Source organism: Pannonibacter sp. I15F10I1 (assembly GCF_900185665.1).
GTDB classification, from domain to species: domain Bacteria; phylum Pseudomonadota; class Alphaproteobacteria; order Rhizobiales; family Stappiaceae; genus Pannonibacter; species Pannonibacter indicus.
This window is the reverse complement of the sequence record NZ_FYAN01000003.1, coordinates 150,397-175,710: the sequence shown is the minus strand read 5'-3', so window position 1 is coordinate 175,710 and position 25,314 is coordinate 150,397. Positions and strand designations below refer to the sequence as shown.

The following is a 25,314-nucleotide window of genomic DNA, read 5'->3' as shown; positions in this document are numbered from 1 at the left end:
CGGAACTCATTATGCGTGCAATTCTGGACGTGCTCATGCTGGTCCTTCAGCTTTATACCTACGTGATCATCGCCAGCGCGATCTTCTCGTGGCTCTATGCCTTCAATGTGGTGAACATGAGCAACCAGTTCGTGGCGACCATCGGCCAGACGCTCTATGCCCTCACCGAGCCGCTGCTGCGCCCGATCCGCCGCGTGGTTCCTTCCGTCGGCGGGCTGGATCTTTCGGCCATCGTGCTGCTGCTGCTGATCTTCCTGCTGCAGAACGTCATCATCCGCTACATCTATCCCGTCGTCTTCTGATGACGGGGCCGGAACGGCCCTGGCGTCCGGTCAAAGGCGGGGTCAGCGTCGATGTGCGCCTGACGCCGCGCTCCGGTCATGACCGGGTGGACGGCCTGTCCGCCCTGTCCGATGGCCGCCAGGTGCTGGCGGCGCGTGTGCGGGCCGTGCCGGAAAAGGGTGCGGCCAATGCCGCGCTTGAGGTGCTGATGGCCAAGACCCTTGGCCTGCCCAAATCCGCCGTATCCCTCGCGGCAGGCTCCACCGCCCGCATCAAGACGCTGCATGTGACCGGTGAGCCGGACACGCTGATGGCCGCACTTGAGGCGGTGTGTGGCGGTTAAGCCCGTGCGGCGCCTGGGCAATTTCAAGGCGTGATGCGTCAGCATCTCAGATGCCTTGGTATGATGCTTTCGCCGCGCCTTGATCAGTCTTCGATCTTGCGCGCTTCGTCCGGCAGCATGATCGGGATGCCATCCTTGATCGGATAGGCCAGCTTGGCGGCGCGGGAGATCAGCTCCTGCGCATTGGCATCATATTCCAGCGTGGTCTTGGTCAGCGGGCAGACCAGAAGTTCCAGCATCTTGCGGTCGATCTGTCTGGCACTGTGTGAAGCGGCGGTTTCCGTCATCTGGGCGTTCCGGTCTTTCGGGTCTTATTGAAGGGTCGAGCCACCCTCATGGCCTGCACTGCGCGCCAGGTCAATCTCGGTGATGGCGACCAGCGTCTCGGCGCGGGTCTTGAGGTCGGCGGCTTCCAGCATGGCCTGCTTTTCCGCCGGGCCGTAGGGGCTCATCATGCACAGGGCATTGACGAGCACTTCCGTCTCGGCCCGCTCCACGCTGTCCCAGTCCGCTTCCATGTCATGGGCGTCGAGATAGGCGCGGAAGGCACGCAGCAGGCCTTCCCGGTCCACCTCGCCTTCGCCGCGGCCGGTCTCAAGATCGGGCAGATAGGGCAGGAAGTCACAGGCCACCTGCCGGAAGGGCGTCATGGCCGGAAGCTCTTCGGCGATGCGGAAGCGGGCGATACCCTGCAGCGAGATCAGATAGCGGCCGTCGCCGCTTTCCTGAAACGACGTGATCCGCCCGGCGCAGCCGACGCGGGACAGCGCGGGCTTTGATCCGTCCTGCACGTCAGTGATGGATGGCTGCACCATGCCGATGAGCCGCTGGCCGGCAAGGGCCGCATCCACCATGGCCAGATAGCGCGGCTCGAAGATGTTCAGCGGCAGCTGGGTGCGCGGCAGCAGCAAGGCGCCGGGCAGCGGAAAGACGGGCAGCGTCGCGGGCAGGTCCTTGATACTCGTGTAGCTCGCGTTTCCCGCCTTCATCGTGTCACCTCGCATGGATTGTCCCTTGGCGGACAAACGCCCGCCAAGGGACATATAGGTCAGGAGAACAGCACTGACGACAGCTTGCGGCGGCCATAATTGGTGGCCGGCTCCTTCGGGCCCCAGGCTTCGAAGAACTGCAGCAGCTGCTTGCGCGCGCCATCCTCGTTCCAGCTGCGGTCGCGGCGGATGATGCCGATCAACTGATCGACGGCACCCTGGTGATCACCGCGCCCGTTCAGCGCCAGCGCCAGATCGAAGCGGGCCTGATGGTCGTCGGGGTTTGCCTCCACCTTCGCCTGCAGCCCGGCAAGATCGCCCAGCTGTTCGGCCTGTTCGGCCAGTTCCAGCGCGGCAAAGGCAGCTGCGACCGTCGCGTCCTTGCGGGCCTCTTCCGGGATCATCTCCAGCGCCTGCCGGGCGCGGGCCAGATCCCCGGCGCCCAGATAGCAGCGGGCAAGACCGGCAAGGGCGCGGGTGTTGGCGCTGTCCATCTGCAGCACGCCGCCGAACATCTGGGCGGCCTGACCGTAATCCTTGGCTTCCAGCAGGGTCTCGCCCTCGGCCAGATAGGTGTCCACCGGCGAGGCAGGGGCAGGGCCCGCCACGCGCTCGATGAAGGCCTTGATCTGGCCTTCCGGCTGGGCGCCCATGAAGCCATCGACCGGCTGGCCGTTCTTGAAGGCAATGACGGCCGGGATCGACTGGATGCCGAGCTGGCCCGCCACTTCCGGATGGTCGTCAATGTTCATCTTGGCCAGCAGCACGGCGCCCTTGGCGGCCTTGACGGCGGCTTCCAGTGCCGGGGTCAGCTGGCGGCAGGGGCCGCACCAGGGGGCCCAGAAGTCCACCAGCACCGTCTGGCTGCGCGAGGCTTCCAGAACGGCCTTTGCAAAGGTGGGGGTGGTGACGTCGAAGATCAGATTGTCTGCGCCTGCCGCCTGCGCTGGCGCCTGAGACTGGGTCTGGCCCTGCTGGCTGCCATAGCCGGAGCCGCCGTAGCTGCCGCCAAAGGAGCCGCCGGCCTGACCGCCCATGCTGAAGTTTCCACCGCTCATCGTCGTTTTCCCTTGTCGTCACTAGGACGGCTCAACAGCATGGCGCGTGAGCCGTCAGGAGTTCGCTTTGTCTTTAACATGGCGCGGCGGCGGGGGAATTACAAACCCTGCGCCTTCGCCTCTTCCGTCACCGCCAGCACCTGCGGCTCATGCCCGCAGGCGCGGGCAAAGGCCAGCAGGCCGTCACGGGAAATGGTGGTGGTGGCGTCGTTCGACAGCGGGTGGAAGTTCAGCACCTCGTGCTGCATCATCGCCGCGTCGAAAATGGGCGTCACGCGCTGCGCTTCCCGGTCGTTGTAGAGGCCAAAGGGCGTGACGGAGCCCGGCACCACACCAAGGCATTCCATCAGCTGGTCAGCATTGCCGAAGGAGACGCGGCCCTGTCCGCCGATCAGCGTGTGGATCTGCTTCAGATCCACCGTGGCATCATGCAGCACCACCACCAGAAAGATGCGGCCCTTCTTGTCCTTCAGGAAGAGGTTGCGCGTGTGGGCGCCGGGGATCATGGCATGCACGTCTTCGGATTCCGCCACCGTGAACACCGGCCGGTGATCCGTGGTGCTGGTTTCAAGCCCAAGACCGTCCAGAAATGCCAGCAGCTCGCTGCGTGTTGCCATCATGCCGTCTCCCGCTCTCCGGCCGCCGTTGGGGCCGCAAAATCTCTCTCTTTCCATGCTTCTAGCTGATCAGGGTCTTGCGCGGCAAGGCTTCCGGGGAGCAGGCAAAGGGCGCGCTGCGGCCTTCTGTCCACAGCTCGTCCACACGGCGGAAAAAGCCGTAGCCGGGTCAAAAAAGCCTGTTGCATTCGCAGGCCGCTTGGTTCATATACAGCCCACCTCAGCGGCGGGCCTTCGCAAGATGGCTTTCTGCAGCGCTTAAGCGGGCGTAGCTCAGGGGTAGAGCACAACCTTGCCAAGGTTGGGGTCGTGGGTTCGAATCCCATCGCCCGCTCCAGTTTCCGGTCAATCGGCAATCTGGTCCAGCGTCATTGAGGATACCCATCCGGCTTGCCGGATTTGTGCGGGCGTAGCTCAGGGGTAGAGCACAACCTTGCCAAGGTTGGGGTCGTGGGTTCGAATCCCATCGCCCGCTCCAGTTTCGAAAAAGGCTGCCGCAAGGCGGCCTTTTTTAATGTCTGCAGAGCGGGTTGCAAATCCGTGCGGTGCTCATTGGCAACAGCTCGTTAAAATTACCCTTTTGTTAAACTCTTTATCGCAATTTGCCTTAAGATCCGTCCCACTCAGTAGTTCGTTCAGGACAGACCCCACCCATGATGCGCAAGTTCGCTCTTCTCGCCTTGACCTCCGCTCTTGCCGGTGCCTCCCTTCCGGCGGCCGCGCAGGACTATTCCTATGGTTCCTCCAGCGGCACCTCCGGCCATCAGTATGTGCTGGATCTGGGTGTCGGTGCCCTGGTCAAGCCGCGTTACGATGGCGCGGATACCTATCTGGTGTCACCGGTTCCGCTGATCTACGTCAGCCGCTTCTATCTGCCGATTCTGGGGCAGGTGGCTGACGGCCAGGCGCGCACGGGCATCTATTTCTACCCGTCCTTCAACTTCATCGGACAGCGCCGTCCGACCGATACATCGAAGCTCAGCGGCACCCGCAAGGTGGACTGGGCGCTGGAAGCAGGGCTGGGTGCCGGTTTCCAGGGCGATGGGTTCCGGGTGTTCGGCGAGCTGCGCCAGGGCTTCAACGGTCACAAGGGGCAGACCGGCCAGATCGGCGCTGACCTGATCATGAAGCCGATGCCGAAGCTGGAGCTCAGCGCCGGTCCGCGCCTCGGTTTTGCCTCCAGCCGCTACATGGACACCTACTTCAGCGTTTCGCCGTCAGAGGCCCAGGCCAGCGGGCTCAACGAGTTCCGCGCCAGCGGCGGCTTCAAGAGCATCGGCGTTGCGTCCCGCGCCAGCTATGATCTGACGGATCAGGTGAAGCTGCATGTGGAAGGCGGTTATGACCGGCTGATCGGCGATGCGGCCCGCAGCCCGATCGTCCGCAACCGCGGCAGCCGCAACCAGTACACCATCGGCACCGGCGTGACCTACCGGTTCTCCTTCGACGCATTCTGAGCCGCGTTATACCAAGGCGCTGAGATGCTGACGCATCACGCCTTGAAAATGCTCAAGCGCCGCACGGGCTTAACCAATGCTCGATCAGTCAAGCTCATCGAGCATTGGTATTACCCGCTGACAGACATGAAAAAGGGCCGTCCGGAGGGGCGGCCCTTTTGATTCTATCCCTGCCACTCACGAGCAAGGCTTCAGCGGCTCGAAGCCGGCAGGCAATTCGGTGCGCGCGTCGCCGCACAGGTTGATCATGCGCTTGGGGTCAAGCCCGCGCACATCCTTCAGCTTTGCGCCGGGCAGGCGGGTGTTGCGCAGCAGTGCGCCGGTCATGTTGGCGCCCGAGAGGTCGGCATCGGTGAGGTCACCGCTGGTGATGCGGGTGCCGCTGAGGTCCGCATTGCGGAAACTGGCATCCACCGCGATGATCCGGTCGAGGCCGGCATAGGGCAGGCGGGCATTGTCCAGCATGGCACTGCTCAGGTCCGCCCGTTCCAGACTTGCTCCGTCCATCTTGCTGCCGGAGAAATTGGCGCCGATGGCTATGCTGCGGGTCAGCTTGGCGTTGCGCAGATCCGTGTTGTCCAGCTTGGCGCTGGTCAGCACCGCGTCATTCAGATCCGCGTCCCGCATGTCTGAGCCGGACAGCCTTGCCTTGATCAGGGATGCCTTCTCCAGATCCACGCCGCGCATGGAACTGCGGGTCATGTCCGCCCCATCGAGGTTGGCGCGCTCCAGTTCCGTGCGGCGCAGGTCAGCGCCGGCGAGCCTGGCGCCGGTGAGAATGGCTTCCTTCAGATCGGCCTCGCGCAGGTTGACGCCGGTGAAATCCGGCATGTCCAGCTTCAATGTGCGCAGGCTTTCCAGCTTCAGGTCGCAGCCGGGGCAGCCATTCTGTGCGGTGATCTGGTCGAATGTGCCTTGCGGGGCCGCCGTCTGTGCAAAGGCGCGCCGCGAGCCCTGCGGCAGCAATGCGAGGGCCGTCAGGATGAGCGCTCCTGCAAGTTTCGATGTCAATCGCAGTGCCATGTCCAACCTCCTGCGCCCCCGCGCCTCTTTTAGCCCTCACCGGGCCGGGCGGAAAGCACAGAGTTGCACAGCCGGACATCTTGTCCCGGTCTGCATTTCAAAGATGGAGGGGAAGAGTGCTGCGGGCCGGAAGGAAGTAGCGGGTCGCAGTGCCACTTCCTTCCGTCCGCAATCGCTGACGACGCACAACCTGACAATCAGCTTCCCGACATTAGGATTGGAGTGGTTTCCAAAAGGTTTTCTTTGTCGATAAAACTGATCTTCGTGCGTTTTATTTGGTTTAATGATGTTTATCTTTGTTATTGATTTTGTTCTGCATGGCAGAATGCAAATTCCGGTTAATTTCTATTAATCACTGGAACTCCGAGCGCAGATCGACGGTCGAGCGCTCGCCAACGGCATCGTAATTGCGCTCCACCCAGCTGGCTGCGGTCTTGCGGCCGATGGAGAACAGCTCCTCGATGAAGGCCCATTCCGCATTGGACTTGGAGGAGGCCTGCAGCGGCTTCAGGGCTTCTCCGTCGATGCGGTGGAAATTGACCTTCTTGTAGTCCTCTTCATTCAGCTTGCCTTCGTTCAGAAGGCGCAGCACGAATTCGATGGACCGCATTTCGCGCAACAGCGTGGAATTGAAGGTGATCTCGTTCATCCGGTTCTGGATTTCGCGGGCCGTCTTCGGGGTTTCCTTGCGCTCGATCGGGTTGATCTGCACCAGCAGCAGGTCCTGCGTGCCGGTCTCGTAGAACAGCGGATAGAGCGGCGGGTTGCCCATGTAGCCGCCGTCCCAGTAGGGCACGCCGTCAATCTCCACCGCCTGGAACACCTGCGGCAGGCAAGCGGAGGCCATCACGGCATCGGCCGTCAGCTCGTCTCCGCTGAAAACCTTGATCTTGCCGGTGTGCACATTGGTGGCCGACACGAACACCCGCACACGCCCGCAGGCGCGGACGGAGTCAAAGTCGATGATCTCCTTCAGCACCTCGTGCAGCGGATTGATGTTGAGCGGATTGAACTCGTAAGGTGAGGCAAAGCGGGAGATGAGATCCATGGCAATGTAGCTCGGCGAGAAGTCGAGGCTCCACTGGCCAAGGGCCATGTCCAGCGGTGAGCGCCGGATCGGGCTGAGATAGGCGTGCTGGCTTACCTTCTTCCAGAAGGTCCGCAGGCGCTCCCGGGCTCCCTCCACTCCGCCCTCGTGCAGGCCGCAGGCCAGGGCCACCGCATTCATCGCGCCGGCCGAGGTGCCGCTGATGCCGTCAATCTCGAAGCGGTCATCTTCCAGAAGATAATCCAGCACCCCCCAGGTGAAGGCGCCATGGGCGCCGCCCCCCTGAAGGGCCAGATTGATGACCTTGCGCCCCGGTGCGGATTTGCGCGGCGGGACGTTCCGCTTTCTGGCCTCTGTCATTACTGGGCCGTCCAGCCGCCATCGACGGGCAGCAGCGTGCCTGTGATGGACTTGGCCGCATCCGAGCACAGGAAGACGGCAACAGCCGCGACCTCTTCAACGGTGACGAATTCCTTGGTCGGCTGAGCCTTCAGCAGCACCTCGCGCTTGACCTCGTCCTCGGTCATGTTGCGCGCCTTCATCGTGTCGGGGATCTGGGCCTCGACCAGCGGCGTCCAGACATAGCCCGGGCAGATGGCGTTGACGGTGACGCCATTTTCGGCAGCTTCCAGCGCAACCGTCTTGGTCAGCCCGGCAATGCCGTGTTTGGCGGCCACATAGGCGGACTTGAAGGGTGAGGCGACCAGCGCGTGAGCGGAGGCGGTGTTGATGATCCGTCCCCAGCCGCGCGCCTTCATGCCCGGCAGGGCGGCGCGGATGGTGTGGAAGGCGGACGACAGGTTGATGGCGATGATCGCGTTCCACTTGTCGACGGGGAACTCGTCGATGGGCGAGACATGCTGGATGCCGGCGTTGTTGATCAGGATGTCGACGCTGCCGAATTCCTTCTCCGCCGTGGCGATCATGGCGGCAATCTCGTCGCCCTTGGTCATGTCGGCGGGCGAATAGAGGCAGCGGACGCCGAAGTCCTTTTCGATGCCGGTACGTTCGGCCTCGATCTTGTCCTTGTCGCCAAAGCCGTTGATCATCACATTGGCGCCTTCGGCTGCCAGCGCCCGTGCATAGGCAAGGCCGATGCCGGAGGTGGATCCGGTGATGACGGCGTTTCTGTTCTTCAGCATGTCTTTCAGGCTCCCTGACCGAATTCCGGCCGCAGCTTCACATGAAGCTGCCTTGCACTGCAACAACGCAGTTGCGCTGATGCGGTTGCGTGACAAATCGGTAATGAAAGCCTGAGCTTTTGCAGGGCGCTGCCCTGCCTGCTTGCAGCTGTCCGTCAGTGCTGGGCGAACATCGGATTGTCCGGGTTTTCAGCCCAGAGTTTTTCCGCGACGTCCTTGTAGGCCACCGTCACGACAGCAAGGCCAATGGTGGTGGTGATGATCTGCAGCAGCGTGCCGAAGACGGCCAGAACCACGAAACCGAGGATGATCGAGCCACCGGCGAGGATCTGATATCCGCCTGCAATGGCAAGGCCGAGGACCAGGATCACCGGAATGCTGAGCAGAAGCGTTGTCACGAACATCGGCCCGGCATAGCCCTTGCTGATGCGGAAGGCTTCTGCCACCGGCAGGTGGTGGCCAACGGCAGAGGCCGGGACGATGAAGCTGATGCGGTACATCAGCGCAATGGTCAGGACCGTCAGCCCGGCAAGCAGCACCACCATGATGATATGCGGCACGAAGGTGTTGAACATCATGGCAACGAGAATGATGCCGATGATCGGCCCCATCAGGATCAGGGCCGTCTGCACCATGCGCCAAAGTACCCGCCGCTCATACAGTCCAAAGCGCAGGTGGATGAGATCGGGCTGTTCCTGCAGCAGGCCAAACCGGTGCCAGCCGCTGGCGATGGAGGCGCCGCTGACCAGTGACAGCACGAAACCGGCCAGGGCCAGAATGATATTCAGGCCCGGGATGCCTTCGCTTGCATCGGTCAGGGCATTGATGACCAGCATGATCACCATCCACGATCCGGCAATACGGAAGGCGATGTTGATGTTCTGGCGGATCAGGGTCGCTGACTGATGCAGGATATCCGAATACATGGGGGCTCCAGGCTGGTCTTGTCACTTGCAGGAAATGCCAAGTGCAATCATCAGGTCTATAGGCCGGTCCGGCGGGGCGGCGCAAGTGCTCCGGATCACAGTTTGCCGCGCTGATGCGCTGCATCGCGCCTTGCGTGCGGTTCTTGATTGCCCTTATGTGAGAGCCAATTTAATCAGGCCATGAAAAGCGCCCGTCCCCGGTGCGGGCGGAGGGTGAATACGAGGTTGGCTGATCTGATGAGCGAGTATGTCCCGATGCGCCTGCCCCGGCGCCGGTCGGTTGCCGTGCAGGTGGGTTCCGTGATGGTGGGCGGCGATGCGCCCGTCGTCGTGCAATCCATGACCAACACGGACACGGCGGATGCCGATGCCACCGTGGCGCAGGTCGCCGCGCTGGCGCGGGCCGGGTCCGAGCTGGTGCGCATCACGGTGGACAGGGACGAGTCCGCCGCGGCCGTGCCGCGCATCCGCGAGCGGCTGGAGCGCATCGGCATCAATGTGCCGCTGATCGGCGATTTCCATTACATCGGCCACAAGCTGCTGGCCGACCATCCGGCCTGTGCCGAGGCTTTGGCCAAGTACCGCATCAATCCGGGCAACGTGGGCTTCAAGGCCAAGCGCGACACCCAGTTCTCGCAGATCATCGACATCGCCCAGAAATATGACAAGCCGGTGCGCATCGGCGTCAACTGGGGCTCGCTGGATCAGGAGCTTCTGACGAAGCTGATGGACGAGAATGCCGCCAGCGCCAATCCAATTGCGGCGTCTGCCGTCATGCGCGAGGCGATCATCCAGTCCGGGCTTCTCTCGGCCGAGCGGGCCGAAGGCCTCGGCATGGCCCGCAACAAGATCATCCTGTCCGCCAAGGTCAGCAATGTGCAGGACCTCATTGCCGTTTACGCGGATCTGGCGGCGCGCTGCGACTATGCGCTGCATCTGGGCCTCACCGAGGCGGGCATGGGCACCAAGGGCATCGTCGCCTCGGCGGCGTCCATGGGCATCCTGCTGCAGCAGGGCATTGGCGACACCATCCGCGTGTCGCTGACGCCGGAGCCGGGCGGTGACCGCTCGCGCGAGGTGCAGGTGGCGCAGGAGCTGCTGCAGGTGATGGGCTTCCGCGCCTTCGTGCCGGTGGTGGCGGCCTGTCCGGGGTGCGGGCGCACCACGTCGACCGTGTTCCAGGAGCTGGCCAGCGACATTCAGGAGCATATCCGCGTGTCGATGCCGGTCTGGCGCGAGCAGTATCCGGGGGTGGAGAACCTCAACGTCGCGGTGATGGGCTGCATCGTCAACGGGCCGGGCGAGTCCAAATTCGCCGACATCGGCATCTCGCTGCCGGGCACGGGCGAATCGCCTTCCGCCCCTGTGTTCATCGACGGCGAGAAGGTCATGACGCTGCGCGGGCCCTCCATCGCGGAAGACTTCAAGGCCATGGTGCTGGGCTATATCGAGCAGAAATACGGTTCGGGCAAGCCGCTGGAATTGCCCTCCGCTGCGCAGGAGTGAGTTCGCCCTCCCGGCCGCAGTGCTGAAACAGGAGTTGCCGGAATGCTGAATGCGGTGAAGGACGGCGGTGCAAAGCCGGCCATTCTGGTGATCACATCACAGGTGGTGCGTGGCAGTGTGGGCGGGCGCGGTGCGGTCTTCGCGCTGGAGCGTCTGGGCTTCCCGGTGTGGTATCTGCCGACCATTCTGTTGCCCTGGCAGCCGCTGGTTGGGCGCGGTCAGCGCATCGTTGCGCCGATGACGGATTTCGACGCCATCACGGCGGATCTGGCAGCTTCCCCCTTCCTGCCGGAGATCGGCGCGGTCATCACCGGTTATCTCGGCTCGCCGGAACAGGCCGCTGCCGTCGCCCGGCTCGTCAAGGCGCTGCGGAAGGTGCGGCCCGAGGTGACCTATCTCTGCGATCCGGTGATCGGCGATCTGGAAGGCCTCTATGTGCCGGAGGCAACCGCTGCAGCCATTCGCGACGAGCTGGTGCCGCTGGCCGATATCTCGACGCCGAATCGTTACGAGCTGGCCTGGCTGACCGGACGGCCAGCCGATTCGGAGCTGCAGGCCCTGTCCGCCGCGCGGCATCTGGGGCCGGAACGGGTGGTTGTCACCTCCGCCCCGGCGCTGCGGCGCAATTCCATCTCCAACCTTCTGGTGGGCCGGCGCGGTGCCGTTGCGGCCGAACACGCGGCCATCGACAATCCGCCCCATGGCACGGGGGACTTCTTCTCCGCCCTGTTCATGGCCCGTCTGCTGGAGGGCATGGATGAAGACGAGGCGCTGGTGCGCGCTGCCGCTTCCGTGTTCGAGCTGGTTGCCCGCACGGTGAAGCAGGGCGCCAACGAGCTGCTTTACGCCGCCGAACAGCAGACCCTGTGCCGCCCCATGGCGCTGGTCAGCACCCGCCGGGTGATGGAGAGCGCCGGCGCGCGATGACCGGGCCGGGGTCCTTGTCTCAGGCCAGACGGGTTGCCGGAGTTGATGGCTGCCCGGCGGGCTGGATCGCGGTGATTCTTGACGAAGGCCTGACCGCTAAGCCGCAGGTGCTGGTGACGCCCCGCTTTGCGGATCTTCTGGCGCTTCAGCCCCGGCTTGAGGTTCTGGCTGTGGACATGCCCATCGGCCTGCCGGACCGGATCGGCCCAGAGGGGCGGGGGCCGGAACGGCATGTGCGCCCGCTTCTGGGCATGCGCCAGTCCTCGGTGTTTTCCGTTCCCTCCCGTGCCGCGGTCTATTGCGAAGACTACCGGGAAGCCTGCCGCATCGCGCAGGAAACACCCGAGCCGCCGCGCAAGGTGTCAAAACAGGCCTTCCATCTCTTCCCGAAAATCCGCGAGCTGGACAAGGCTCTGGTCTCGGAGCCGGAGGGGCGTGTGTTCGAGGTGCACCCGGAAGTGGCCTTCTGGCGGCTCAATGGCGGCGCGCCCATGAGCCTGCCGAAGAAGGTCAAGAGCCGCATCAATCCCGACGGCATGGACGAGCGCCGCGCCTGTCTGGCCGTTCACGGGCTTGAGCCCGCGTTCCTGTCACAAAAGCCGCCACGCGGGGCAGCGGCGGATGATTTCCTCGATGCCTGCGTCAATGCCGTCATGGCCCTGCGCATCCTGGCAGGCGGGGCGGAGCCCTTCCCGAAGGATTTCTCCCGCGACAGCCGCGGCCACCGCATCGCCATCTGGGCCTAAGGTTCCGCGAGGTTCAGGGCTTCACCCTCGGCGCCGTGGTGACGGTGGTCAGGTCGACCTGGGGCGGGGTGGCGTCATCATCTTGCGAGCCGCTGAAACTCAGCCAGCGCTTGAAGAAGCCGGGCTTCTGTTCACCAGCCTGAGCGTCCGGAGCAAAGGCCGTTGCGGTCACCTCCGCTGCGGGCTGCGGCTTTGCTGCGGCAGGGGTGGCCGCCTGAGGGGCTGCCTGAGAGGCCGCAGGTGATGCCGCGCCGGCGGCGGTCTGCCCGGGCTCGCCAGGTGCTGTCTCTGCCGGCTGGGCGGCTTTCGAGGCAAAAAGGCTGGCGAAGACGCCGCCGGTGGACGCCGGTGTTGCTGGAGCCTCTTCGGCAGACGTTGCGGCAGCCGCCTGTTCGCCTGCCTCTTCCGGCTTGTCATCGCTGCCGAACTTCGGGTTGACGATGGAGGCGATCAGGGCGGCGCGTTCCTTGGCGCGCTTTTCGCGCTCCGCCTCTTCCCGGATATTGGCCATCGCCACTTCGAAGGCCTGCGCGTCCTTCTTCTGCTTGGCCTCCACCGCAACCCGGATCGCCTGCGGGACTTCATAGGCCGGGCATTTGGCCGTGGCGCGGAAGGGCACATTGGCCATCAGCGGCGTGGCGTTGAACACATACTGCTTTTCGCAGACATCGATCTTCGGCGTCTGCTTCGTCACCTCGAAGTGGTCATAGCCCACCTTCAGCATGCGCCAGAAGTCCATGTGCGGGCTGTCATTGTGCCGCGCCATGTTTTCCGCCGTCATGCGGAAGGGGAACGCCTGCACCTGGAACGACCGCTGCCCGCCCTTGAAGCTGTCCCGGGCCAGCGCATAGATGTCCTCGATCTGCGGATCGGTCATGGCATAGCAGCCGCGCGAGGAGCAGGCGCCATGCACCATCAGATGCGTGCCGGTGCGGTTGTGCGACCGGTCATAGGCATTGGGGAAGCCCATGTTGAAGGCAAGGTGGTAGCTGGAGTTCGGGTTCATCAGCCCCGGCGTGATCTCGTAGAAGCCCTCCGGCGCCTGCCGGTCGCCTTCCTTGACCTTCGGCCCAAGCTCGCCGGACCACTTGCAGATATCGAAGGTTTGGAGCAGGGCAAAACGGCCTTCCCGGTTCTGCTTCCAGACCTCAAGCGTGCTTTCTTCCTTGAAGATGCGGATCAGGATGGGCGAGCGCGCATCCATCTTCAGTTCGGTGAACTTCGCCTTGATGGCCGGGCGCACCTCGCGCAGGTGCTTGGGGCCGAAGGAAACGTATTCATCCCCCGACTGGCAGCCGGCAAGAAGCGTGGCCACAGCCAGGGCGCCAGCCAGGCGGATCACCTTGCGGGCCGGAATTTTCGGAAAGGCAATCACGCCCATCTGCCGTCACACCTGAAAGAAAAACTGCCCGCCTTCCCGCTGAGGACAGGCAAAGCCATCACCGGCACAAGGGTAAGGTGCCGTCTCTTCTTCCGCAAGATGGCAGTACCACGCTGGATCATAAATCACCGTAGAGAAAACGGGCGGATGGAGGGGGTGAACCGGTCAAAACAAAAACCGGCGCAGGCATCCCTGCACCGGTTTCAGAAGGTTACATCCGCGCAGCTCTCAGAGGCTGCGGCCGATGGCGAGGAACTTGTCGCGGCGCAGCTTGCGGACCTCATCGGCGGACAGGCCCTCGAAGGACTTCAGCGCCTCGTCGATCGCCTTGCCGGCGCGGTCGATGGCCGTTTCGCGGGCGCGGTGGGCACCGCCCGCCGGTTCCTCGATGATGCCGTCGATGATGCCGAGTTTCAGGAGGTCCTGTGCGGTGATCTTCATGTTGGTCGCCGCTTCCTGCGCCCTGGCGCTGTCGCGCCACAGGATCGAGGCTGCGCCTTCCGGCGAAATCACGCTGTAGATGGCGTGTTCCAGCATCAGTACCTTGCTGGTGGCGGCAATGGCGATGGCGCCGCCCGAGCCGCCTTCACCGATGACGGTGGCGATGTTCGGCACGCCGAGGCTGAGGCAGCGGTCGGTGGAGCGGGCAATGGCTTCCGCCTGGCCCCGCTCTTCCGCGCCAAGGCCCGGATAGGCACCGGCCGTGTCGACGAAGGACAGCACCGGAATGCCGAACTGGTCGGCCAGATCCATGATGCGCACCGACTTGCGGTAGCCTTCCGGACGGGCCATGCCGAAATTGTGCTTGAGGCGGGTTTCCGTATCCGAGCCCTTTTCCTGCGCCAGAATGGCGACGGACTGGCCCCGGAAGCGGCCGAAACCGGCAATGATCGCCTGATCGTCGGAGAACTTGCGGTCGCCGGCCAGCGGCGTGAAGTCCTCGATGAGGCCCTGGATGTAATGGGCCGCATGCGGGCGGTCCGGATGGCGGGCGACCAGCGTCTTCTGCCAGGGGGTCAGCTTGGAATAGAGGTCGTTGAGGGTCTGGCTGGCCTTGGCTTCAAGGCGGCCGACTTCTTCGTCCACGTTCACCGCTTCGCCGGTCGCTGCCAGCGCGCGCAGTTCCTGGGCCTTGCCGATGATGTCGGCGACGGGTTTTTCAAATTCCAGATAGCTGTGCATGAACCGTTTACCTGATGGCCGCTGCAGTCCCGCCCGCAGAGGGCTGGACCTTTCGCGCGCCGTGTGTCCCGGGTCTAATGTTGTGGCGCGACACTGGAGAGCAAGACCCCATGAGTCAAGCGGGGCTGTATCAGGAGGTTAAGGATGGTGCAAGCGATCCCCGGCAAAACCGCCGGGGCCTGTTTTGAAAAGGCCGGAAATCCGTGCCTTCAACGGGCAGCCTGATCCTGTCCGGGGCCGTTGATGTTCAGCTTCGTGGCTTCCACAACCATCTGGCCGCTCGCTGTGGGCATGACGATCCGGTAGGGAATGAGCACGTCATTACGGCCCATTGGCGCCAGCCAGGCTTCCATCTGGGCTTCTTCCATCAGCTTGACGGACTCCTTGCCCGGACGGTGGCCGGCAATCGCCTTCCAGCGCGCCCCGCAGACGACGACAGGCCCGTCATAGCCGCGGCCGGAGACTTCCTTGATCTCCTTGTATTCCATCTGGATGTCGAAGCGGGTCCAGCCGTCAAACACGGGCAGCTTGCGCTTGCAGGCGGCGGGCCCCAGCGCGTCCTTGCCCGTGGCGACCGGCATCACGGCGGCGCTCAGCGGGTCCATGGCGTTCTGCTGGTGCTTCTTGGTGATTTCGACGCGGTCCGGCACCGGCTTGAAGGGGGGCGCGGCCTCCGCTTCGCGGATGTTGCCGGAGCCCTGCGTCATCAGCACGTAGAAATCGCGGTTCGCTGCCTGCGAGGCCATGGAATATTTGGACGGCACCACCTTGCCGCCCACCAGCCAGCCGGTGGCCTCCGCGCCGCCGCGTCCGGTGGAAAACAGGCTGCCGATGCCGGCGGGCTCAAGCCCGACCTTGGCCGAATAGGCATTGCCCTGCAGCACGATGGACATGCTGCCCTTGCCGATGACAAGTCCCGCGACCGTGATGTCATAGAGCCCGCCGATGCGGGCGGTCTTGGCACCGGCGTCAGCGGAAGCCATCGAAACGGGCAGGGCGGTGGCGCAGGTCAGGGCGAGCGCGCGAAGGGTGGCGGGCAAGGTTCCGGCCTTTCTGCTCAATACGTATCTCGACACGTCGAACCTCCTCGGCACCTTGTCCGGTGCCTGGTGACAACTTTTCCTGGCAGGAGCCGCCGCCCCATTGCTGCCTGCCTGGCGAATTCTTTCATGTGCTTCCGGCGCGGCTGGCGCGCAGCGAACGGCATCATCATGCCAATTGTTCGGCGGTATGGTAACCGCTTGGTTAATTTCCGGCATCCTGCATCGGATTTTGCAGCTTTCGCTTTCCTGAGGCGGTGAAGCCTTGACGCTGACCGCCAAGGCCAGTATAGGGAGCCAGATTTTTCCGAAATGAGCCGGTTTTGATGTTGCCGGACCTCGCGGTCCGCTCCATACCGGCTGTAACCGTACCGGGTCCCAGCGGCCCCGGCCAGTAGAAAAAGGGTGATCCAATGGCACGCCGTTGCGAGCTTTCCGGCAAGGACGTCATGTCCGGGAACAACGTTTCCCACGCCAACAACAAGACCCGTCGCCGGTTCCTGCCGAACCTGTGCAACGTTTCCCTCATCAGCGACACGCTGGGTGAGTCGTTCAAGCTGCGCATCAGCGCCCATGCTCTGCGCTCGGTCGAGCACCGCGGCGGCCTGGATGCCTTCCTTCTGAAGGCTGCTGACTGCGAGCTGTCCAACAAGGCACGGCTGATCAAGGCAGAAGTCAAGCGCCGTCAGACCGCAGCTGCTGCGGCCTGATACGGCCCGCTGCCGGATGAGCAAGACAAACGCCATTTCCAATGGTGATATCGCCATCGCAGTGCTTGCGATGGCGATTGTCGTTGTGGCCTCCAATTTCCTGGTCCAGTTCCCGGTCGAGGGAACGGTGGGCGGCCTTCAGCTGGCCGACCTGCTGACCTGGGGTGCCTTCACCTATCCGGCTGCCTTCCTTGTCACCGATCTCACCAACCGGCGCTTCGGTCCTGCGGCGGCGCGCCGGGTGGTTTATGCCGGCTTTGTGCTGGCGGTGCTGCTTTCGGTGGTCCTTGCCACGCCGCGCCTTGCGGTGGCTTCCGGCTCGGCTTTCCTGATTGCCCAGCTTCTCGATGTGACGCTGTTCAACCGGCTGCGCCGCGCGGCCTGGTGGAAGGCGCCGCTCGTCTCGTCGGTCATCGGCTCGGTGGTCGATACGCTGATCTTCTTCTCGATTGCCTTTTCGCCGCTCTTTACCGGCCTGCTCGGCTATCACGATGACTTCGCCGTTGAAAACGCCCCGCTTTTCGGCATCTTCGCCGCGGAACTGCCGCGCTGGATTTCCTGGGCCCTGGGCGATCTGACGGTGAAGCTTTCCGTCGCCCTCTTCCTGCTGGCGCCCTACCGCATTCTCTTTGCGTTCATCCGGCCGATGCAGGACACAGGTTCCGCACCGCTCTCCCGCTGATCTGCCGTTTCAATCATCAAGCCTGAACCGCAGCAGCAGCGTGCGCTGCAGCAGCGAGCGGTTGTTGTCCGACATCAGCGTCAGGATCACGCGCCCGGCCGCATCCTTGTGGATGCCGAGCGCTTCCATATTGTCGATTTCGTGCGACGGGCCTGCCTCCAGCAGGATTTCCCCCTTCAGTTTTGCGCCGGGCCGGATCTCGCTGCCCTTGAAGCGGCGCAGGCGCATGCCGATCCAGTCCTGCATGTTGAAGCGCCGCTCCAGCAGCAGAAGATCGCCACCCGGCAGGAACTCGGCCTCCGTGGCATCGAACTCGCCGGAGCGCTCGATCTCGAAACTGCCCGCCAATGGCCCGCCGATGATGAAGCCGGGCAGGGTGTTCCTCGCCGCATCCGGATTGCGCTCGCCAATGGCGACGAGACCGCCCTTCAGCGGGCTGGACAGGGCCGAGCCTGCCAGTGCCTCCGGCCCCTTGTTGCCGCGCAGTTTGCGGAAGCCTTCCGGCATTTCCACCTGCGACAGGGCCTTGGCCTTGCCTGACGTCAGCGGCCAGGCAAAACGGTAGATGCGGTTGACCCGCTCCACGCTGACGAACAGTTCCGTCCGCTTGCCGTTGATGCCAAGCGTCATGCCTTCCGTGTCCCAGGCCTTGCTGTTTTGCAGGACGGCGCCCTTCGGATCGAGTGCAAGGGCGGTGCGGGCAGACGTGATGCCCAGCGGGCGGCCGCTAGCGTCCTGTTGCAGCTCGAAGGCGATCCAGCGGGCGTCATCGGTCACCGCCAGATGGGACGCGCCGCCCTCCTGCGTGATCAGGGCGGAGATGCCGCCATATTTCTTGGCAGGCAAGGACAGGTCCAGCCCGCCCAGAAAGGTGAGCTTGCCAAAGCGGGTTGCATCGCTGCCGCGCTGAAACTGGGTGATTGGCCGCGTGCGGATGGAGAGGCTTTCCCCGTCCTGCAGCAGCGGTGCGGCATGGGCCTCCGGAAGGCCTGCCGCACCGGTGAAGGCCAGCAGGATGGCGGCTGCCGCCGCCAGCCAGGCCTTCCTCATGCGCGCTTGCGCCGCCCGCGCTGGGGCACTGCGCCCACATTGGTGTCCTGGAACAGGTCGGCGAGCTGATCGGTCATGGCGCCGGCCAGTTCCTCCGCATCGACGATCGTCACCGCGCGCGAATAGTAGCGGGTCACGTCATGGCCGATGCCGATGGCGATCAGTTCCACGGGCGACCGGTTCTCGATTTCATCAATGACGAAACGCAGGTGCCGCTCCAGATAGTTGCCCGGATTGACCGACAGGGTGCAGTCGTCCACGGGCGCGCCATCGGAAATCATCATCAGGATGCGGCGGTTTTCGGTCCGCGCCAGCAGGCGGCGGTGCGCCCAGTCCAGCGCCTCGCCGTCGATGTTTTCCTTCAAGAGGCCCTCGCGCATCATCAGGCCGAGATTGCGCCGTGCCCGCCGCCAAGGGGCATCCGCCGCCTTGTAGATGATATGCCGCAGGTCGTTGAGGCGTCCGGGCTGTGCAGGCTTTCCAGCGGCAAGCCAAGCCTCGCGCGACTGGCCGCCCTTCCAGGCCTTGGTGGTGAAGCCGAGGATCTCCACCTTCACGCCGCAGCGCTCCAGCGTGCGGGCGAGAATATCGGCGCAGGCCGCAGCCACCGTGATCGGACGGCCGCGCATGGAGCCGGAATTGTCGAGAAGCAGCGTCACCACCGTGTCGCGGAAATTGGTGTCGCGCTCCTGCTTGAAGGCGAGCGGCTGCATCGGGTCCGTCACCGCGCGCGTCAGGCGGGCGGTGTCGAGGATGCCCTCTTCAAGATCGAAGTCCCAGGAGCGGTTCTGCTGCGCCATCAGCTTGCGCTGCAGGCGGTTGGCAAGGCGGGCCACGGCGCTCTGCAGGTTGACGAGCTGCTTGTCGAGGAAGGCGCGCAGGCGGTCCAGTTCGGCCGCGTCGCACAGGTCTTCCGCCGTCACCACCTCGTCGAAGCGGGGCGTGTAGATGCGGTAATCGGAGACCGGGCGGTTGCTCAGCGGGGCTTCGCGGCGCTGGTTCTCGCCCGGCTCCTCCGCATCCGCATCGAGGTCTTCCTGGTCCATTTCCATGGAATCGGATTCGGAGGCCTCGGTGTCGCCGGCCTCCATTTCCTCGCCGGTCATCTCCGTTTCCTGCGGCATGCTTTCGTCGCCGCCGGTGTCTTCTTCCGCCTCGCCGCCGGTTTCCGCGTCCTCGTTGCGGCCCTGCTCGTCGCTCTCCTCCGGATCGTCGTGCTCGTCATTCTCGTCGCCGGCCTCATCGGCCATGTCGAGCGCCTTCAGCACGTTGCGCATCTGGCCGGCAAAGGCGGCCTGATCTTCAAACCGGGTGACGAGCCGGTCGAGATCGTGTCCGGCCTTCTGCTCGATCCAGCCGCGCCACATGTCGACAAGCTTGCCTGCGCTTGGCGGGGGCGGGGCGCCGGTCAGGCGCTCGCGGATCATCAGCGACAGGGCATCGACCAGCGGTGCTTCCTCGCGGCTGGCCACATCGGCAGAGCCGAGGCGGACGTATTTGTCGTCCAGCATGGCGGCAAGATTGCTGGCAACGCCGGGCATGCGGGCCGCGCCCACCGCCTCGCAGCGGGCCTGCTCGACCGCATCATAGATCTGCCGCGCATCGGGAGCCTTCGGCGCGTGGCGCTGATGCACCTTCACGTCGTGGCAGGCCATGCGCAGGGCCATGGAATCACCCAGCCCGCGGGTGATCGTCAGCTCCCGCAGGCCCGGCTTGCGCGCCGGTTCGGGCAGGCGTGCCGCATTGGGGGCAAGGCCCGGGCGGTCACCGGAGAAGATGACCTCCAGTTCCGGATTGCCCGCAATGGCACGCATGGTGCCGGTGAGGGCCTGCTTGAAGGGCTCGGTGGGCGACTGCCCCTTGCCCCCGGCTCCGCTGTTGCTGCCCGGACCTGCCATTGCCTCAGCTCATGACCATGTTGACGGAAGATTCCGGCAGCTCTTCACCAAAGCAGCGCTGATAGAATTCGCTCACCAGCGTGCGCTCGGTCTCGTCGCACTTGTTGAGGAAGGTCAGGCGGAAGGAGAAGCCGACGTCGCCAAAGATCTCGCAGTTCTCTGCCCAGGTGATGACCGTACGCGGGCTCATCACGGTGGAGAGGTCGCCGTTGACGAAGGCGCTGCGGGTCATGTCGGCAAGGCGCACCATGCGCGACACGGTGTTGCGGCCTTCCGCGCCCTGGAAGTGCTTGGCCTTGGCCAGCACGATCTCCACCTCGTTGTCATGCGGCAGATAGTTCAGGGTCGTGACGATGGACCAGCGGTCCATCTGCGCCTGATTGAGCTGCTGCGTGCCGTGGTAGAGGCCGGAGGTGTCGCCAAGGCCGATGGTGTTGGCGGTGGCAAACAGGCGGAAATAGGGGTGCGGGCGCAGGACGCGGTTCTGGTCGAGCAGCGTCAGGCGGCCGGAGGACTCCAGCACGCGCTGGATCACGAACATCACGTCCGGGCGGCCTGCGTCATATTCGTCGAACACGAGGGCGACGTTGTTCTGGTAGGCCCAGGGCAGGATGCCATCGCGGAATTCGGTCACCTGCTTGCCGTCACGCAGCACGATGGCGTCCTTGCCGATGAGGTCGATACGGCTGATGTGGCTGTCGAGGTTGACGCGCACGCAAGGCCAGTTGAGGCGGGCGGCGACCTGCTCGATATGGGTCGACTTGCCGGTGCCGTGGTAGCCGGTCACCATCACGCGGCGGTTGCGGGCAAAGCCGGCGAGGATCGCAAGGGTCGTGACGCGGTCGAACAGGTAGTCCGGGTCGGCTTCCGGCACATATTCGTTGGCCGTCTTGTAGGCCGGCACGCGCAGGGTGCTCTGGAAGCCGAAGACTTCCTCGACGGAGATTTCGGTGTCAGGCGTGTTTTCAGCCACGGTCTTCGTATCAGTCATCGGTCCTCCGCTGCCACGGCCGGGCCGGGGTCAGGGTCGTTGGGGGGATGCCCGCGGAACGGCGGGCTAACAGAAACCGGCTTTCTTCAGGACGTTATAGGCCTGAATGATTTCCCGCAGGCGGTCCTCGGAAGAACGATCCCCGCCATTGGCATCCGGATGATGCAATTTCACCAATTCCTTGTAGCGCGCCTTGATTTCGTCTCCGCGTGCCTCTCCGGGAAGATTGAGCACATCAAAGGACCGCTTTTCAAGGGCCAGTAGCTTTCTTGCGCGCGACACATGTTCGGCATTTTGCCGCGCATGGGCGCGCTGGCGGCCCGTGGCCCTCGGATCAAACCCATCCGGCCCGTCCGCCGCCTGCCGGTTGACGCCCATTTTCCACGTGGGACGGTGGCCGGTGAGCGAATCCTTCTGATAGGCGCGCACCGCATCGTCGCTCATGCCGGAGAAATAATTGTAGGACTTGTTGTACTCGCGCACATGGTCGACGCAGAAATTGAAGAACATGCCTTCCCGGTCGCGGCCTTGCGGCGCGCGGTGGGTTCCGGGGCGGTTGCACCCCGGGAACTGGCAGGTGGGATAGGTATCCTCTTCGAGCCGGTCCCTGTCCGGCTTGACGCGTATGCGGTCGAAGATTTTGGAATCCAGTTTCATGCGGTGATTATGGACAGGGCTTGTGCCCGGAACAAGGTTGACCCGGACAATAAAGGGGAGGAATGAGTATCGGAACAGGCCTTGCGGTCCGGCGCGTGGTGCCGGTGCCACAGGGCATGAAGCCCATAACTCACACGGGATGCCATGAGTATCAAGACCCGCATGGCCGAAAGGCTGACTTCGATCTTTTCCCCCGCTGCGCTGGACGTTCTGGACGAATCGGACCGGCACAAGGGGCACGGCGGCTGGCGGGAGGGCGGCGAGACCCATTTCCGCATCCGTATCGTGGCCGAGGCTTTCTCCGGGATGAGCCGTGTGGCCCGCCACCGCGCCATCAATGAGGCGGCTGCGGAGTTCTTTGCCGAAGGGCTGCATGCCCTGGCCATCGAGGCCCGCACGCCGGATGAACCGGACCCGCGCGCCCGTCAGGTCAGCCAGCCGGCCGGCTGAGCTGCATTCAGCCCGAAGCGCTGCCGGAGGCCGCCTTTGTCTCTCGCTTCTGCGGCGCAGGGCGCTGATCCTTGGCCGACAGCGGCATGACCCTGAGGCGGGTGATGCGGTTCTTCTCCCGCCGCAGCACCGTGAAGCGGAAGCCGTGGAAGGTGAAGATCTGGCGCTCCTCGGGGATCATCCGCGCCTCATGGATGACAAGCCCGGCGATGGTTGTCGCTTCGTCATCCGGCAGAGCCCAGTCATTGGCGCGGTTGAGGTCACGGATCGTCACCGATCCGTCGACGATGACCGAGCCGTCCGCCTGCGGGCGCACGCCGCTCAGTTCCACGTCATGCTCGTCCGCGATCTCGCCGACGATCTCTTCCAGAATGTCTTCCAGCGTCACGAGGCCCATGACCTCGCCATATTCGTCGATGACGAAGGCCAGATGGGACTTGCGCTTGAGGAAGGCGTTGAGCTGGTCCTGCAGGTTTGTGGTGTCGGGCACAAACCAGGGTGGCGTGGCGATTTTCATCATGTCCAGCTTGCCGAACTCGCCATCGGCCGCCTTCAGGGCGCGCAGCAGATCCTTGGCATGCAGCACGCCGACGAAATTGTCGCTCTCCCCGCGCCACAGCGGCATGCGGGTGTAGGGCGCGGCGAGCGCAGCATCGACGATCCGGGAGACATCATCATCCACGTTGAGCGCCATCATATTGGTGCGGTGGACCATGACGTCGGAGACTTCCAGTTCGGCAAGGTCCAGCAGCCCGCCCAGACGGTCGCGGTCGGCCTTGACCAGCCCGCCCTCCAGATGCTGCAGGTCCACGGCGCCGCGCAGTTCCTCGTGCGGAGACAGGATCGAGGTGTTGTCGTCCACCCGGATGCCGATGGCCCGCATCAGCAGCCGGACGATGACTTCGATGCCCATGACGACCGGGCCGAAGATGGCAACGATGATCCGCACCGGCCGGGCAACGGCCAGGGCGAAGCGGTCCGGGTTGGAAATGGCCCAGGTCTTGGGCATCACTTCCGAAAGAACGACGACGAGCACGGTCATGACCAGCGTCGCCAGCGCCACGCCCGCCTCGCCGAAAAGGCTGAGGAACAGGCTGGTGGCCAGCGATGACGCCAGAATGTTGACGATGTTGTTGCCCAGAAGCAGCGCGCCGATGAGGCGCTCACGGGCGGCAATCAGCTTGCCGACGATGCCGGCGCGGCTGTCACCGGCCTTTTCCATCTGGTGCATGCGCGCGCGGGAAGCTGCCGTCAGGGCTGTCTCGGAGCCGGAGAAAAATCCGGACAGAACGAGCAGGAACAGGATGGAGCCGCCGGTGAACCAGAGGGTGGTGTCGTTCATCGCTGAAGTTTCTCCTTCAGGAATTCAAGCACGGCGGCCGGGTCCACGCCTTTTTCAACGAAGGCCTGGCCGATGCCCCGGGTCAGGATGAAGGTCAGGGCGCCGCGGCTGACCTTCTTGTCCTGGGCTATGCTGTCGAGGAGGGTTTCGGCCGGCGGCAGCTGGCCGGGGATCTGATGCATGCGGACGGGCAGACCCACCTTGATCAGGTGGGCTTCCACCCGCTCCACATCCGCCTGCGGCAGCAGGCCGAGGCGGGCGGAGAATTCATGCGCCAGCATCATGCCGATGGACACGCCTTCGCCGTGCACGAGCCGGGTGCCGTCATATTCGACCGCTGATTCCAGCGCGTGGCCGAAGGTGTGGCCAAGGTTCAGCAGCGCCCGCTGGCCGCTTTCCCGCTCGTCGGCGCCGACAATGGCTGCCTTGGCGGCGCAGGAGCGCGCCACGGCTTCCTCACGGGCGGAGGTGCCGTCGAAGATGCCCTTCCAGTTGAGGTCGAGCCATTCGAAGAAGTCTGCATCGCCCAGAAGGCCGTATTTCACCACTTCGGCATAGCCGGCGCGGAATTCGCGGTCCGAAAGCGTGTCGAGAATGGCCGTATCGGCCAGCACCAGGGCGGGCTGGTGGAAGGCGCCGATCAGGTTCTTGCCATGGCGGGAGTTGATGCCCGTCTTGCCGCCGACGGAGGAATCCACCTGGGACAGCAGCGTGGTCGGCATCTGGATGAAGGTCATGCCCCGGCGCACGGAAGCCGACACGAAACCTGCCAGATCCCCCACGACGCCGCCGCCAAAGGCGAGAACCGCGTCGCCGCGCTCCAGCCGTGCAGCCAGAACCTCGTCGCACAGGCGCTCGAACTGGGCATAGCATTTGGTCTGCTCGCCCGGTGGCACGGTGATGACCGTGTGTTCCAGTCCTGCTGCCTTCAGACTGGCCGACAGCGCGGGCAGATGGGTGCGGGCGACGGTTTCGTCGGTGATGACGGCGAGCCTTGCGCCCGGCATGAGGGCTGAAATGCGCGCACCGGCGCTCGTCAGCACATCGCGGCCGATGACGATGTCATAGGAACGCTCGCCGAGGTTCACCGGCACGGTCACCGGCTCTGCCGTGGTCTCAAGTCTGTCAGCCATTTTGGCCCTCTTCGCTGTTCGTCCCGCCTGTGCGCAGGTTCAGATGGCTTTCGACAGCCGAAATCACGTCTTCCATCACCACTTCATGCGGCACTTCCCGGGACCAGACGGTGGTGTCCGCCAGGGCATAGACCGGCTCGCGCTTTTCCAGCAGCTGGCGCATGGTGCCTTCCGGATCGGCGTTTTGCAGCAGCGGGCGCGTCGGGCGCTTGCGGACCCTCACCATCACTGTGGCAAGATCGGCTCTCAGCCAGACAGAAACACCGTTCGCCCTGATCGCGTTGCGTGTCGCCTCGCTCATGAAGGCGCCGCCGCCGGTGGCCAGCACCTGCGGACCCTGCTGCAGCAGGCGGGCGATCACCTTTTCCTCGCCGCGGCGGAATTCCGGCTCGCCGTGCAAGGCGAAAATTTCGGAGATCGTCATGTTGGCTGCCGTCTCGATTTCGGTATCGGCATCGACGAAATCAAGGCCCAGGCGCTGGGCAAGGCGGCGCCCGACGCTGGATTTGCCGCAGCCCATGATGCCGACAAGCACGATGGAGCGGTTTCCAAGGGCGGTGACGATCCGGGCCGCACGTGCGTCCTTCACCTGTGTGCCCGATGCGGCTGCGTTCACCTTGGCCCTCCCTGAACGGTTCATGAAGCGCCTTTTAACATATTCCGGCAAAAAACAAGCGGCTTGCTAGGGGAGCCTGCCTGCCGCAAAAAGAAAGGCGAGCCGCCGCCGATTCTCC

General features: G+C 64.2%; 27 protein-coding genes and 2 tRNA genes. 11 read left to right on the top strand and 18 right to left on the bottom strand.

Going from position 1 to position 25,314, the window contains the following annotated elements:
- Window positions 1–11 precede the first annotated feature (11 nt).
- Together IF10I1_RS02515 and IF10I1_RS02510 are read left to right on the top strand one after the other, a co-directional pair.
- Window positions 12–302 carry a YggT family protein gene (locus IF10I1_RS02515; RefSeq protein WP_186392395.1) on the top strand — a complete coding sequence of 97 codons (291 nt, stop codon included), beginning with the start codon at window positions 12–14 and terminating at the stop codon, window positions 300–302.
- Entirely contained in the window at window positions 302–625 is a 324-nt protein-coding gene (locus tag IF10I1_RS02510) for a DUF167 family protein (RefSeq protein WP_186392396.1), read from the top strand. The genes IF10I1_RS02515 and IF10I1_RS02510 overlap by 1 nt, the downstream gene beginning before the upstream one ends.
- 83 nt (window positions 626–708) lie before the next feature.
- Here the strand turns inward: IF10I1_RS02510 and IF10I1_RS02505 are convergent, their stop codons facing one another.
- The 4 genes from IF10I1_RS02505 to IF10I1_RS02490 all read right to left on the bottom strand — a co-directional run bounded on the left by IF10I1_RS02505 (window position 709) and on the right by IF10I1_RS02490 (window position 3,292).
- Window positions 709–912, bottom strand: coding sequence for a Trm112 family protein (locus tag IF10I1_RS02505; RefSeq protein ID WP_019965359.1), 204 nt, complete (start codon window positions 910–912; stop codon window positions 709–711).
- 24 nt (window positions 913–936) lie between these two features.
- Window positions 937–1,614 carry an LON peptidase substrate-binding domain-containing protein gene (locus IF10I1_RS02500; protein WP_186392480.1) on the bottom strand — a complete coding sequence of 226 codons (678 nt, stop codon included), beginning with the start codon at window positions 1,612–1,614 and terminating at the stop codon, window positions 937–939.
- Between the two features lie 59 nt (window positions 1,615–1,673).
- On the bottom strand, window positions 1,674–2,672 hold the full coding sequence (gene trxA, locus IF10I1_RS02495) for a thioredoxin (RefSeq protein ID WP_186392397.1): 999 nt from the start codon (window positions 2,670–2,672) through the stop codon (window positions 1,674–1,676).
- A gap of 98 nt (window positions 2,673–2,770) precedes the next feature.
- Window positions 2,771–3,292 (bottom strand): prolyl-tRNA synthetase associated domain-containing protein, encoded by a 522-nt coding sequence (locus IF10I1_RS02490; protein ID WP_186392398.1) that lies wholly within the window; start codon window positions 3,290–3,292, stop codon window positions 2,771–2,773.
- A gap of 259 nt (window positions 3,293–3,551) precedes the next feature.
- Between IF10I1_RS02490 and IF10I1_RS02485 the strand changes: the two genes are divergently transcribed.
- The 3 genes from IF10I1_RS02485 to IF10I1_RS02475 all read left to right on the top strand — a co-directional run bounded on the left by IF10I1_RS02485 (window position 3,552) and on the right by IF10I1_RS02475 (window position 4,746).
- Window positions 3,552–3,626, top strand: a tRNA-Gly gene (locus IF10I1_RS02485).
- A 66-nt stretch (window positions 3,627–3,692) separates the two neighbouring features.
- A tRNA-Gly gene (locus tag IF10I1_RS02480) sits at window positions 3,693–3,767 on the top strand.
- A gap of 175 nt (window positions 3,768–3,942) precedes the next feature.
- Entirely contained in the window at window positions 3,943–4,746 is an 804-nt protein-coding gene (locus IF10I1_RS02475) for a MipA/OmpV family protein (protein ID WP_050473903.1), read from the top strand.
- Window positions 4,747–4,923: 177 nt separating this feature from the next.
- On the opposite strand, the gene IF10I1_RS02470 is transcribed toward IF10I1_RS02475, so the two are convergent.
- The 4 genes from IF10I1_RS02470 to IF10I1_RS02455 form a co-directional block, all read right to left on the bottom strand.
- The gene (locus IF10I1_RS02470) at window positions 4,924–5,769 is read right to left on the bottom strand and encodes a pentapeptide repeat-containing protein (RefSeq protein ID WP_208977118.1); all 846 of its coding nucleotides are present in this window, start codon (window positions 5,767–5,769) and stop codon (window positions 4,924–4,926) included.
- Between the two features lie 352 nt (window positions 5,770–6,121).
- Window positions 6,122–7,177, bottom strand: coding sequence for a patatin-like phospholipase family protein (locus IF10I1_RS02465; RefSeq protein ID WP_122522905.1), 1,056 nt, complete (start codon window positions 7,175–7,177; stop codon window positions 6,122–6,124).
- Window positions 7,177–7,959, bottom strand: a complete 783-nt coding sequence (locus IF10I1_RS02460) for a 3-hydroxybutyrate dehydrogenase (RefSeq protein ID WP_050473905.1) — start codon at window positions 7,957–7,959, stop codon at window positions 7,177–7,179. Before IF10I1_RS02460 ends, IF10I1_RS02465 begins: the two co-directional genes overlap by 1 nt.
- Before the next feature lie 155 nt (window positions 7,960–8,114).
- Window positions 8,115–8,885, bottom strand: coding sequence for a hypothetical protein (locus IF10I1_RS02455; protein WP_058898568.1), 771 nt, complete (start codon window positions 8,883–8,885; stop codon window positions 8,115–8,117).
- 237 nt (window positions 8,886–9,122) lie between these two features.
- On the opposite strand from IF10I1_RS02455, the gene ispG reads away from it, so the two are divergent.
- Genes ispG through IF10I1_RS02440 form a run of 3 tightly spaced genes read left to right on the top strand, consistent with a single transcriptional unit; the run spans window position 9,123 to window position 12,064 of the window.
- The gene (ispG, locus tag IF10I1_RS02450) at window positions 9,123–10,391 is read left to right on the top strand and encodes a flavodoxin-dependent (E)-4-hydroxy-3-methylbut-2-enyl-diphosphate synthase (protein ID WP_050473907.1); all 1,269 of its coding nucleotides are present in this window, start codon (window positions 9,123–9,125) and stop codon (window positions 10,389–10,391) included.
- Between the two features lie 42 nt (window positions 10,392–10,433).
- Window positions 10,434–11,318 carry a pyridoxal kinase gene (gene pdxY / locus IF10I1_RS02445; RefSeq protein ID WP_186392399.1) on the top strand — a complete coding sequence of 295 codons (885 nt, stop codon included), beginning with the start codon at window positions 10,434–10,436 and terminating at the stop codon, window positions 11,316–11,318.
- Window positions 11,315–12,064 carry a DUF429 domain-containing protein gene (locus tag IF10I1_RS02440; RefSeq protein WP_186392400.1) on the top strand — a complete coding sequence of 250 codons (750 nt, stop codon included), beginning with the start codon at window positions 11,315–11,317 and terminating at the stop codon, window positions 12,062–12,064. The genes pdxY and IF10I1_RS02440 overlap by 4 nt, the downstream gene beginning before the upstream one ends.
- A 13-nt stretch (window positions 12,065–12,077) precedes the next feature.
- Here the strand turns inward: IF10I1_RS02440 and IF10I1_RS02435 are convergent, their stop codons facing one another.
- From IF10I1_RS02435 to IF10I1_RS02425, 3 genes are all read right to left on the bottom strand, one after another.
- On the bottom strand, window positions 12,078–13,445 hold the full coding sequence (locus tag IF10I1_RS02435; protein ID WP_186392401.1) for a murein L,D-transpeptidase family protein: 1,368 nt from the start codon (window positions 13,443–13,445) through the stop codon (window positions 12,078–12,080).
- A 228-nt stretch (window positions 13,446–13,673) separates the two neighbouring features.
- Window positions 13,674–14,627 (bottom strand): acetyl-CoA carboxylase carboxyltransferase subunit alpha, encoded by a 954-nt coding sequence (locus IF10I1_RS02430; protein ID WP_050473911.1) that lies wholly within the window; start codon window positions 14,625–14,627, stop codon window positions 13,674–13,676.
- A gap of 209 nt (window positions 14,628–14,836) precedes the next feature.
- Window positions 14,837–15,703, bottom strand: a complete 867-nt coding sequence (locus IF10I1_RS02425; RefSeq protein ID WP_208977119.1) for a DUF3108 domain-containing protein — start codon at window positions 15,701–15,703, stop codon at window positions 14,837–14,839.
- A 377-nt stretch (window positions 15,704–16,080) separates the two neighbouring features.
- Between IF10I1_RS02425 and rpmB the strand changes: the two genes are divergently transcribed.
- Together rpmB and IF10I1_RS02415 are read left to right on the top strand one after the other, a co-directional pair.
- Window positions 16,081–16,377 (top strand): 50S ribosomal protein L28, encoded by a 297-nt coding sequence (gene rpmB / locus IF10I1_RS02420; protein ID WP_050473912.1) that lies wholly within the window; start codon window positions 16,081–16,083, stop codon window positions 16,375–16,377.
- Between the two features lie 16 nt (window positions 16,378–16,393).
- On the top strand, window positions 16,394–17,059 hold the full coding sequence (locus IF10I1_RS02415; protein ID WP_058898573.1) for a VUT family protein: 666 nt from the start codon (window positions 16,394–16,396) through the stop codon (window positions 17,057–17,059).
- 9 nt (window positions 17,060–17,068) lie between these two features.
- Here IF10I1_RS02415 and IF10I1_RS02410 read toward each other — a convergent pair whose 3' ends face one another.
- The 4 genes from IF10I1_RS02410 to IF10I1_RS02395 form a co-directional block, all read right to left on the bottom strand.
- Window positions 17,069–18,109 carry an esterase-like activity of phytase family protein gene (locus IF10I1_RS02410; protein ID WP_186392402.1) on the bottom strand — a complete coding sequence of 347 codons (1,041 nt, stop codon included), beginning with the start codon at window positions 18,107–18,109 and terminating at the stop codon, window positions 17,069–17,071.
- Window positions 18,106–20,007, bottom strand: coding sequence for a cobaltochelatase subunit CobT (cobT, locus tag IF10I1_RS02405; RefSeq protein ID WP_058898575.1), 1,902 nt, complete (start codon window positions 20,005–20,007; stop codon window positions 18,106–18,108). The genes IF10I1_RS02410 and cobT overlap by 4 nt, the downstream gene beginning before the upstream one ends.
- Before the next feature lie 4 nt (window positions 20,008–20,011).
- The gene (gene cobS, locus IF10I1_RS02400; RefSeq protein WP_050473916.1) at window positions 20,012–20,998 is read right to left on the bottom strand and encodes a cobaltochelatase subunit CobS; all 987 of its coding nucleotides are present in this window, start codon (window positions 20,996–20,998) and stop codon (window positions 20,012–20,014) included.
- A 66-nt stretch (window positions 20,999–21,064) separates the two neighbouring features.
- Window positions 21,065–21,655, bottom strand: coding sequence for a J domain-containing protein (locus tag IF10I1_RS02395; RefSeq protein ID WP_019965379.1), 591 nt, complete (start codon window positions 21,653–21,655; stop codon window positions 21,065–21,067).
- A 144-nt stretch (window positions 21,656–21,799) separates the two neighbouring features.
- Here IF10I1_RS02395 and IF10I1_RS02390 point away from each other — a divergent pair, with 144 nt between their 5' ends.
- Window positions 21,800–22,105 (top strand): BolA family transcriptional regulator, encoded by a 306-nt coding sequence (locus IF10I1_RS02390; RefSeq protein WP_050473917.1) that lies wholly within the window; start codon window positions 21,800–21,802, stop codon window positions 22,103–22,105.
- 7 nt (window positions 22,106–22,112) lie between these two features.
- Here the strand turns inward: IF10I1_RS02390 and IF10I1_RS02385 are convergent, their stop codons facing one another.
- Genes IF10I1_RS02385 through IF10I1_RS02375 form a run of 3 tightly spaced genes read right to left on the bottom strand, consistent with a single transcriptional unit; the run spans window position 22,113 to window position 25,196 of the window.
- Window positions 22,113–23,447 carry an HlyC/CorC family transporter gene (locus IF10I1_RS02385; RefSeq protein ID WP_186392403.1) on the bottom strand — a complete coding sequence of 445 codons (1,335 nt, stop codon included), beginning with the start codon at window positions 23,445–23,447 and terminating at the stop codon, window positions 22,113–22,115.
- Entirely contained in the window at window positions 23,444–24,580 is a 1,137-nt protein-coding gene (gene aroB, locus IF10I1_RS02380; RefSeq protein ID WP_186392404.1) for a 3-dehydroquinate synthase, read from the bottom strand. The genes IF10I1_RS02385 and aroB overlap by 4 nt, the downstream gene beginning before the upstream one ends.
- A complete protein-coding gene (locus IF10I1_RS02375) occupies window positions 24,573–25,196 on the bottom strand; it encodes a shikimate kinase (RefSeq protein WP_348770993.1) in 624 nt (207 codons plus the stop codon). Before IF10I1_RS02375 ends, aroB begins: the two co-directional genes overlap by 8 nt.
- Window positions 25,197–25,314 lie beyond the last annotated feature (118 nt).

What these genes read in the sequence shown, in the direction of transcription:
- pdxY (WP_186392399.1), top strand. Translation starts at nt 10,434, where the DNA reads ATGCTGAATGCGGTGAAGGACGGCGGTGCAAAGCCGGCCATTCTGGTG.
- cobS (WP_050473916.1), bottom strand. Translation starts at nt 20,998, where the DNA reads ATGACTGATACGAAGACCGTGGCTGAAAACACGCCTGACACCGAAATC.
- IF10I1_RS02465 (WP_122522905.1), bottom strand. Translation starts at nt 7,177, where the DNA reads ATGACAGAGGCCAGAAAGCGGAACGTCCCGCCGCGCAAATCCGCACCG.
- IF10I1_RS02430 (WP_050473911.1), bottom strand. Translation starts at nt 14,627, where the DNA reads ATGCACAGCTATCTGGAATTTGAAAAACCCGTCGCCGACATCATCGGC.
- IF10I1_RS02510 (WP_186392396.1), top strand. Translation starts at nt 302, where the DNA reads ATGACGGGGCCGGAACGGCCCTGGCGTCCGGTCAAAGGCGGGGTCAGC.
- IF10I1_RS02395 (WP_019965379.1), bottom strand. Translation starts at nt 21,655, where the DNA reads ATGAAACTGGATTCCAAAATCTTCGACCGCATACGCGTCAAGCCGGAC.
- trxA (WP_186392397.1), bottom strand. Translation starts at nt 2,672, where the DNA reads ATGAGCGGTGGAAACTTCAGCATGGGCGGTCAGGCCGGCGGCTCCTTT.
- IF10I1_RS02505 (WP_019965359.1), bottom strand. Translation starts at nt 912, where the DNA reads ATGACGGAAACCGCCGCTTCACACAGTGCCAGACAGATCGACCGCAAG.
- cobT (WP_058898575.1), bottom strand. Translation starts at nt 20,007, where the DNA reads ATGGCAGGTCCGGGCAGCAACAGCGGAGCCGGGGGCAAGGGGCAGTCG.
- IF10I1_RS02475 (WP_050473903.1), top strand. Translation starts at nt 3,943, where the DNA reads ATGATGCGCAAGTTCGCTCTTCTCGCCTTGACCTCCGCTCTTGCCGGT.
- IF10I1_RS02435 (WP_186392401.1), bottom strand. Translation starts at nt 13,445, where the DNA reads ATGGGCGTGATTGCCTTTCCGAAAATTCCGGCCCGCAAGGTGATCCGC.
- IF10I1_RS02385 (WP_186392403.1), bottom strand. Translation starts at nt 23,447, where the DNA reads ATGAACGACACCACCCTCTGGTTCACCGGCGGCTCCATCCTGTTCCTG.
- IF10I1_RS02440 (WP_186392400.1), top strand. Translation starts at nt 11,315, where the DNA reads ATGACCGGGCCGGGGTCCTTGTCTCAGGCCAGACGGGTTGCCGGAGTT.
- ispG (WP_050473907.1), top strand. Translation starts at nt 9,123, where the DNA reads ATGAGCGAGTATGTCCCGATGCGCCTGCCCCGGCGCCGGTCGGTTGCC.
- IF10I1_RS02390 (WP_050473917.1), top strand. Translation starts at nt 21,800, where the DNA reads ATGAGTATCAAGACCCGCATGGCCGAAAGGCTGACTTCGATCTTTTCC.
- IF10I1_RS02410 (WP_186392402.1), bottom strand. Translation starts at nt 18,109, where the DNA reads ATGAGGAAGGCCTGGCTGGCGGCGGCAGCCGCCATCCTGCTGGCCTTC.
- IF10I1_RS02490 (WP_186392398.1), bottom strand. Translation starts at nt 3,292, where the DNA reads ATGATGGCAACACGCAGCGAGCTGCTGGCATTTCTGGACGGTCTTGGG.
- IF10I1_RS02470 (WP_208977118.1), bottom strand. Translation starts at nt 5,769, where the DNA reads ATGGCACTGCGATTGACATCGAAACTTGCAGGAGCGCTCATCCTGACG.
- aroB (WP_186392404.1), bottom strand. Translation starts at nt 24,580, where the DNA reads ATGGCTGACAGACTTGAGACCACGGCAGAGCCGGTGACCGTGCCGGTG.
- IF10I1_RS02460 (WP_050473905.1), bottom strand. Translation starts at nt 7,959, where the DNA reads ATGCTGAAGAACAGAAACGCCGTCATCACCGGATCCACCTCCGGCATC.
- IF10I1_RS02415 (WP_058898573.1), top strand. Translation starts at nt 16,394, where the DNA reads ATGAGCAAGACAAACGCCATTTCCAATGGTGATATCGCCATCGCAGTG.
- IF10I1_RS02515 (WP_186392395.1), top strand. Translation starts at nt 12, where the DNA reads ATGCGTGCAATTCTGGACGTGCTCATGCTGGTCCTTCAGCTTTATACC.
- rpmB (WP_050473912.1), top strand. Translation starts at nt 16,081, where the DNA reads ATGGCACGCCGTTGCGAGCTTTCCGGCAAGGACGTCATGTCCGGGAAC.
- IF10I1_RS02455 (WP_058898568.1), bottom strand. Translation starts at nt 8,885, where the DNA reads ATGTATTCGGATATCCTGCATCAGTCAGCGACCCTGATCCGCCAGAAC.
- IF10I1_RS02500 (WP_186392480.1), bottom strand. Translation starts at nt 1,614, where the DNA reads ATGAAGGCGGGAAACGCGAGCTACACGAGTATCAAGGACCTGCCCGCG.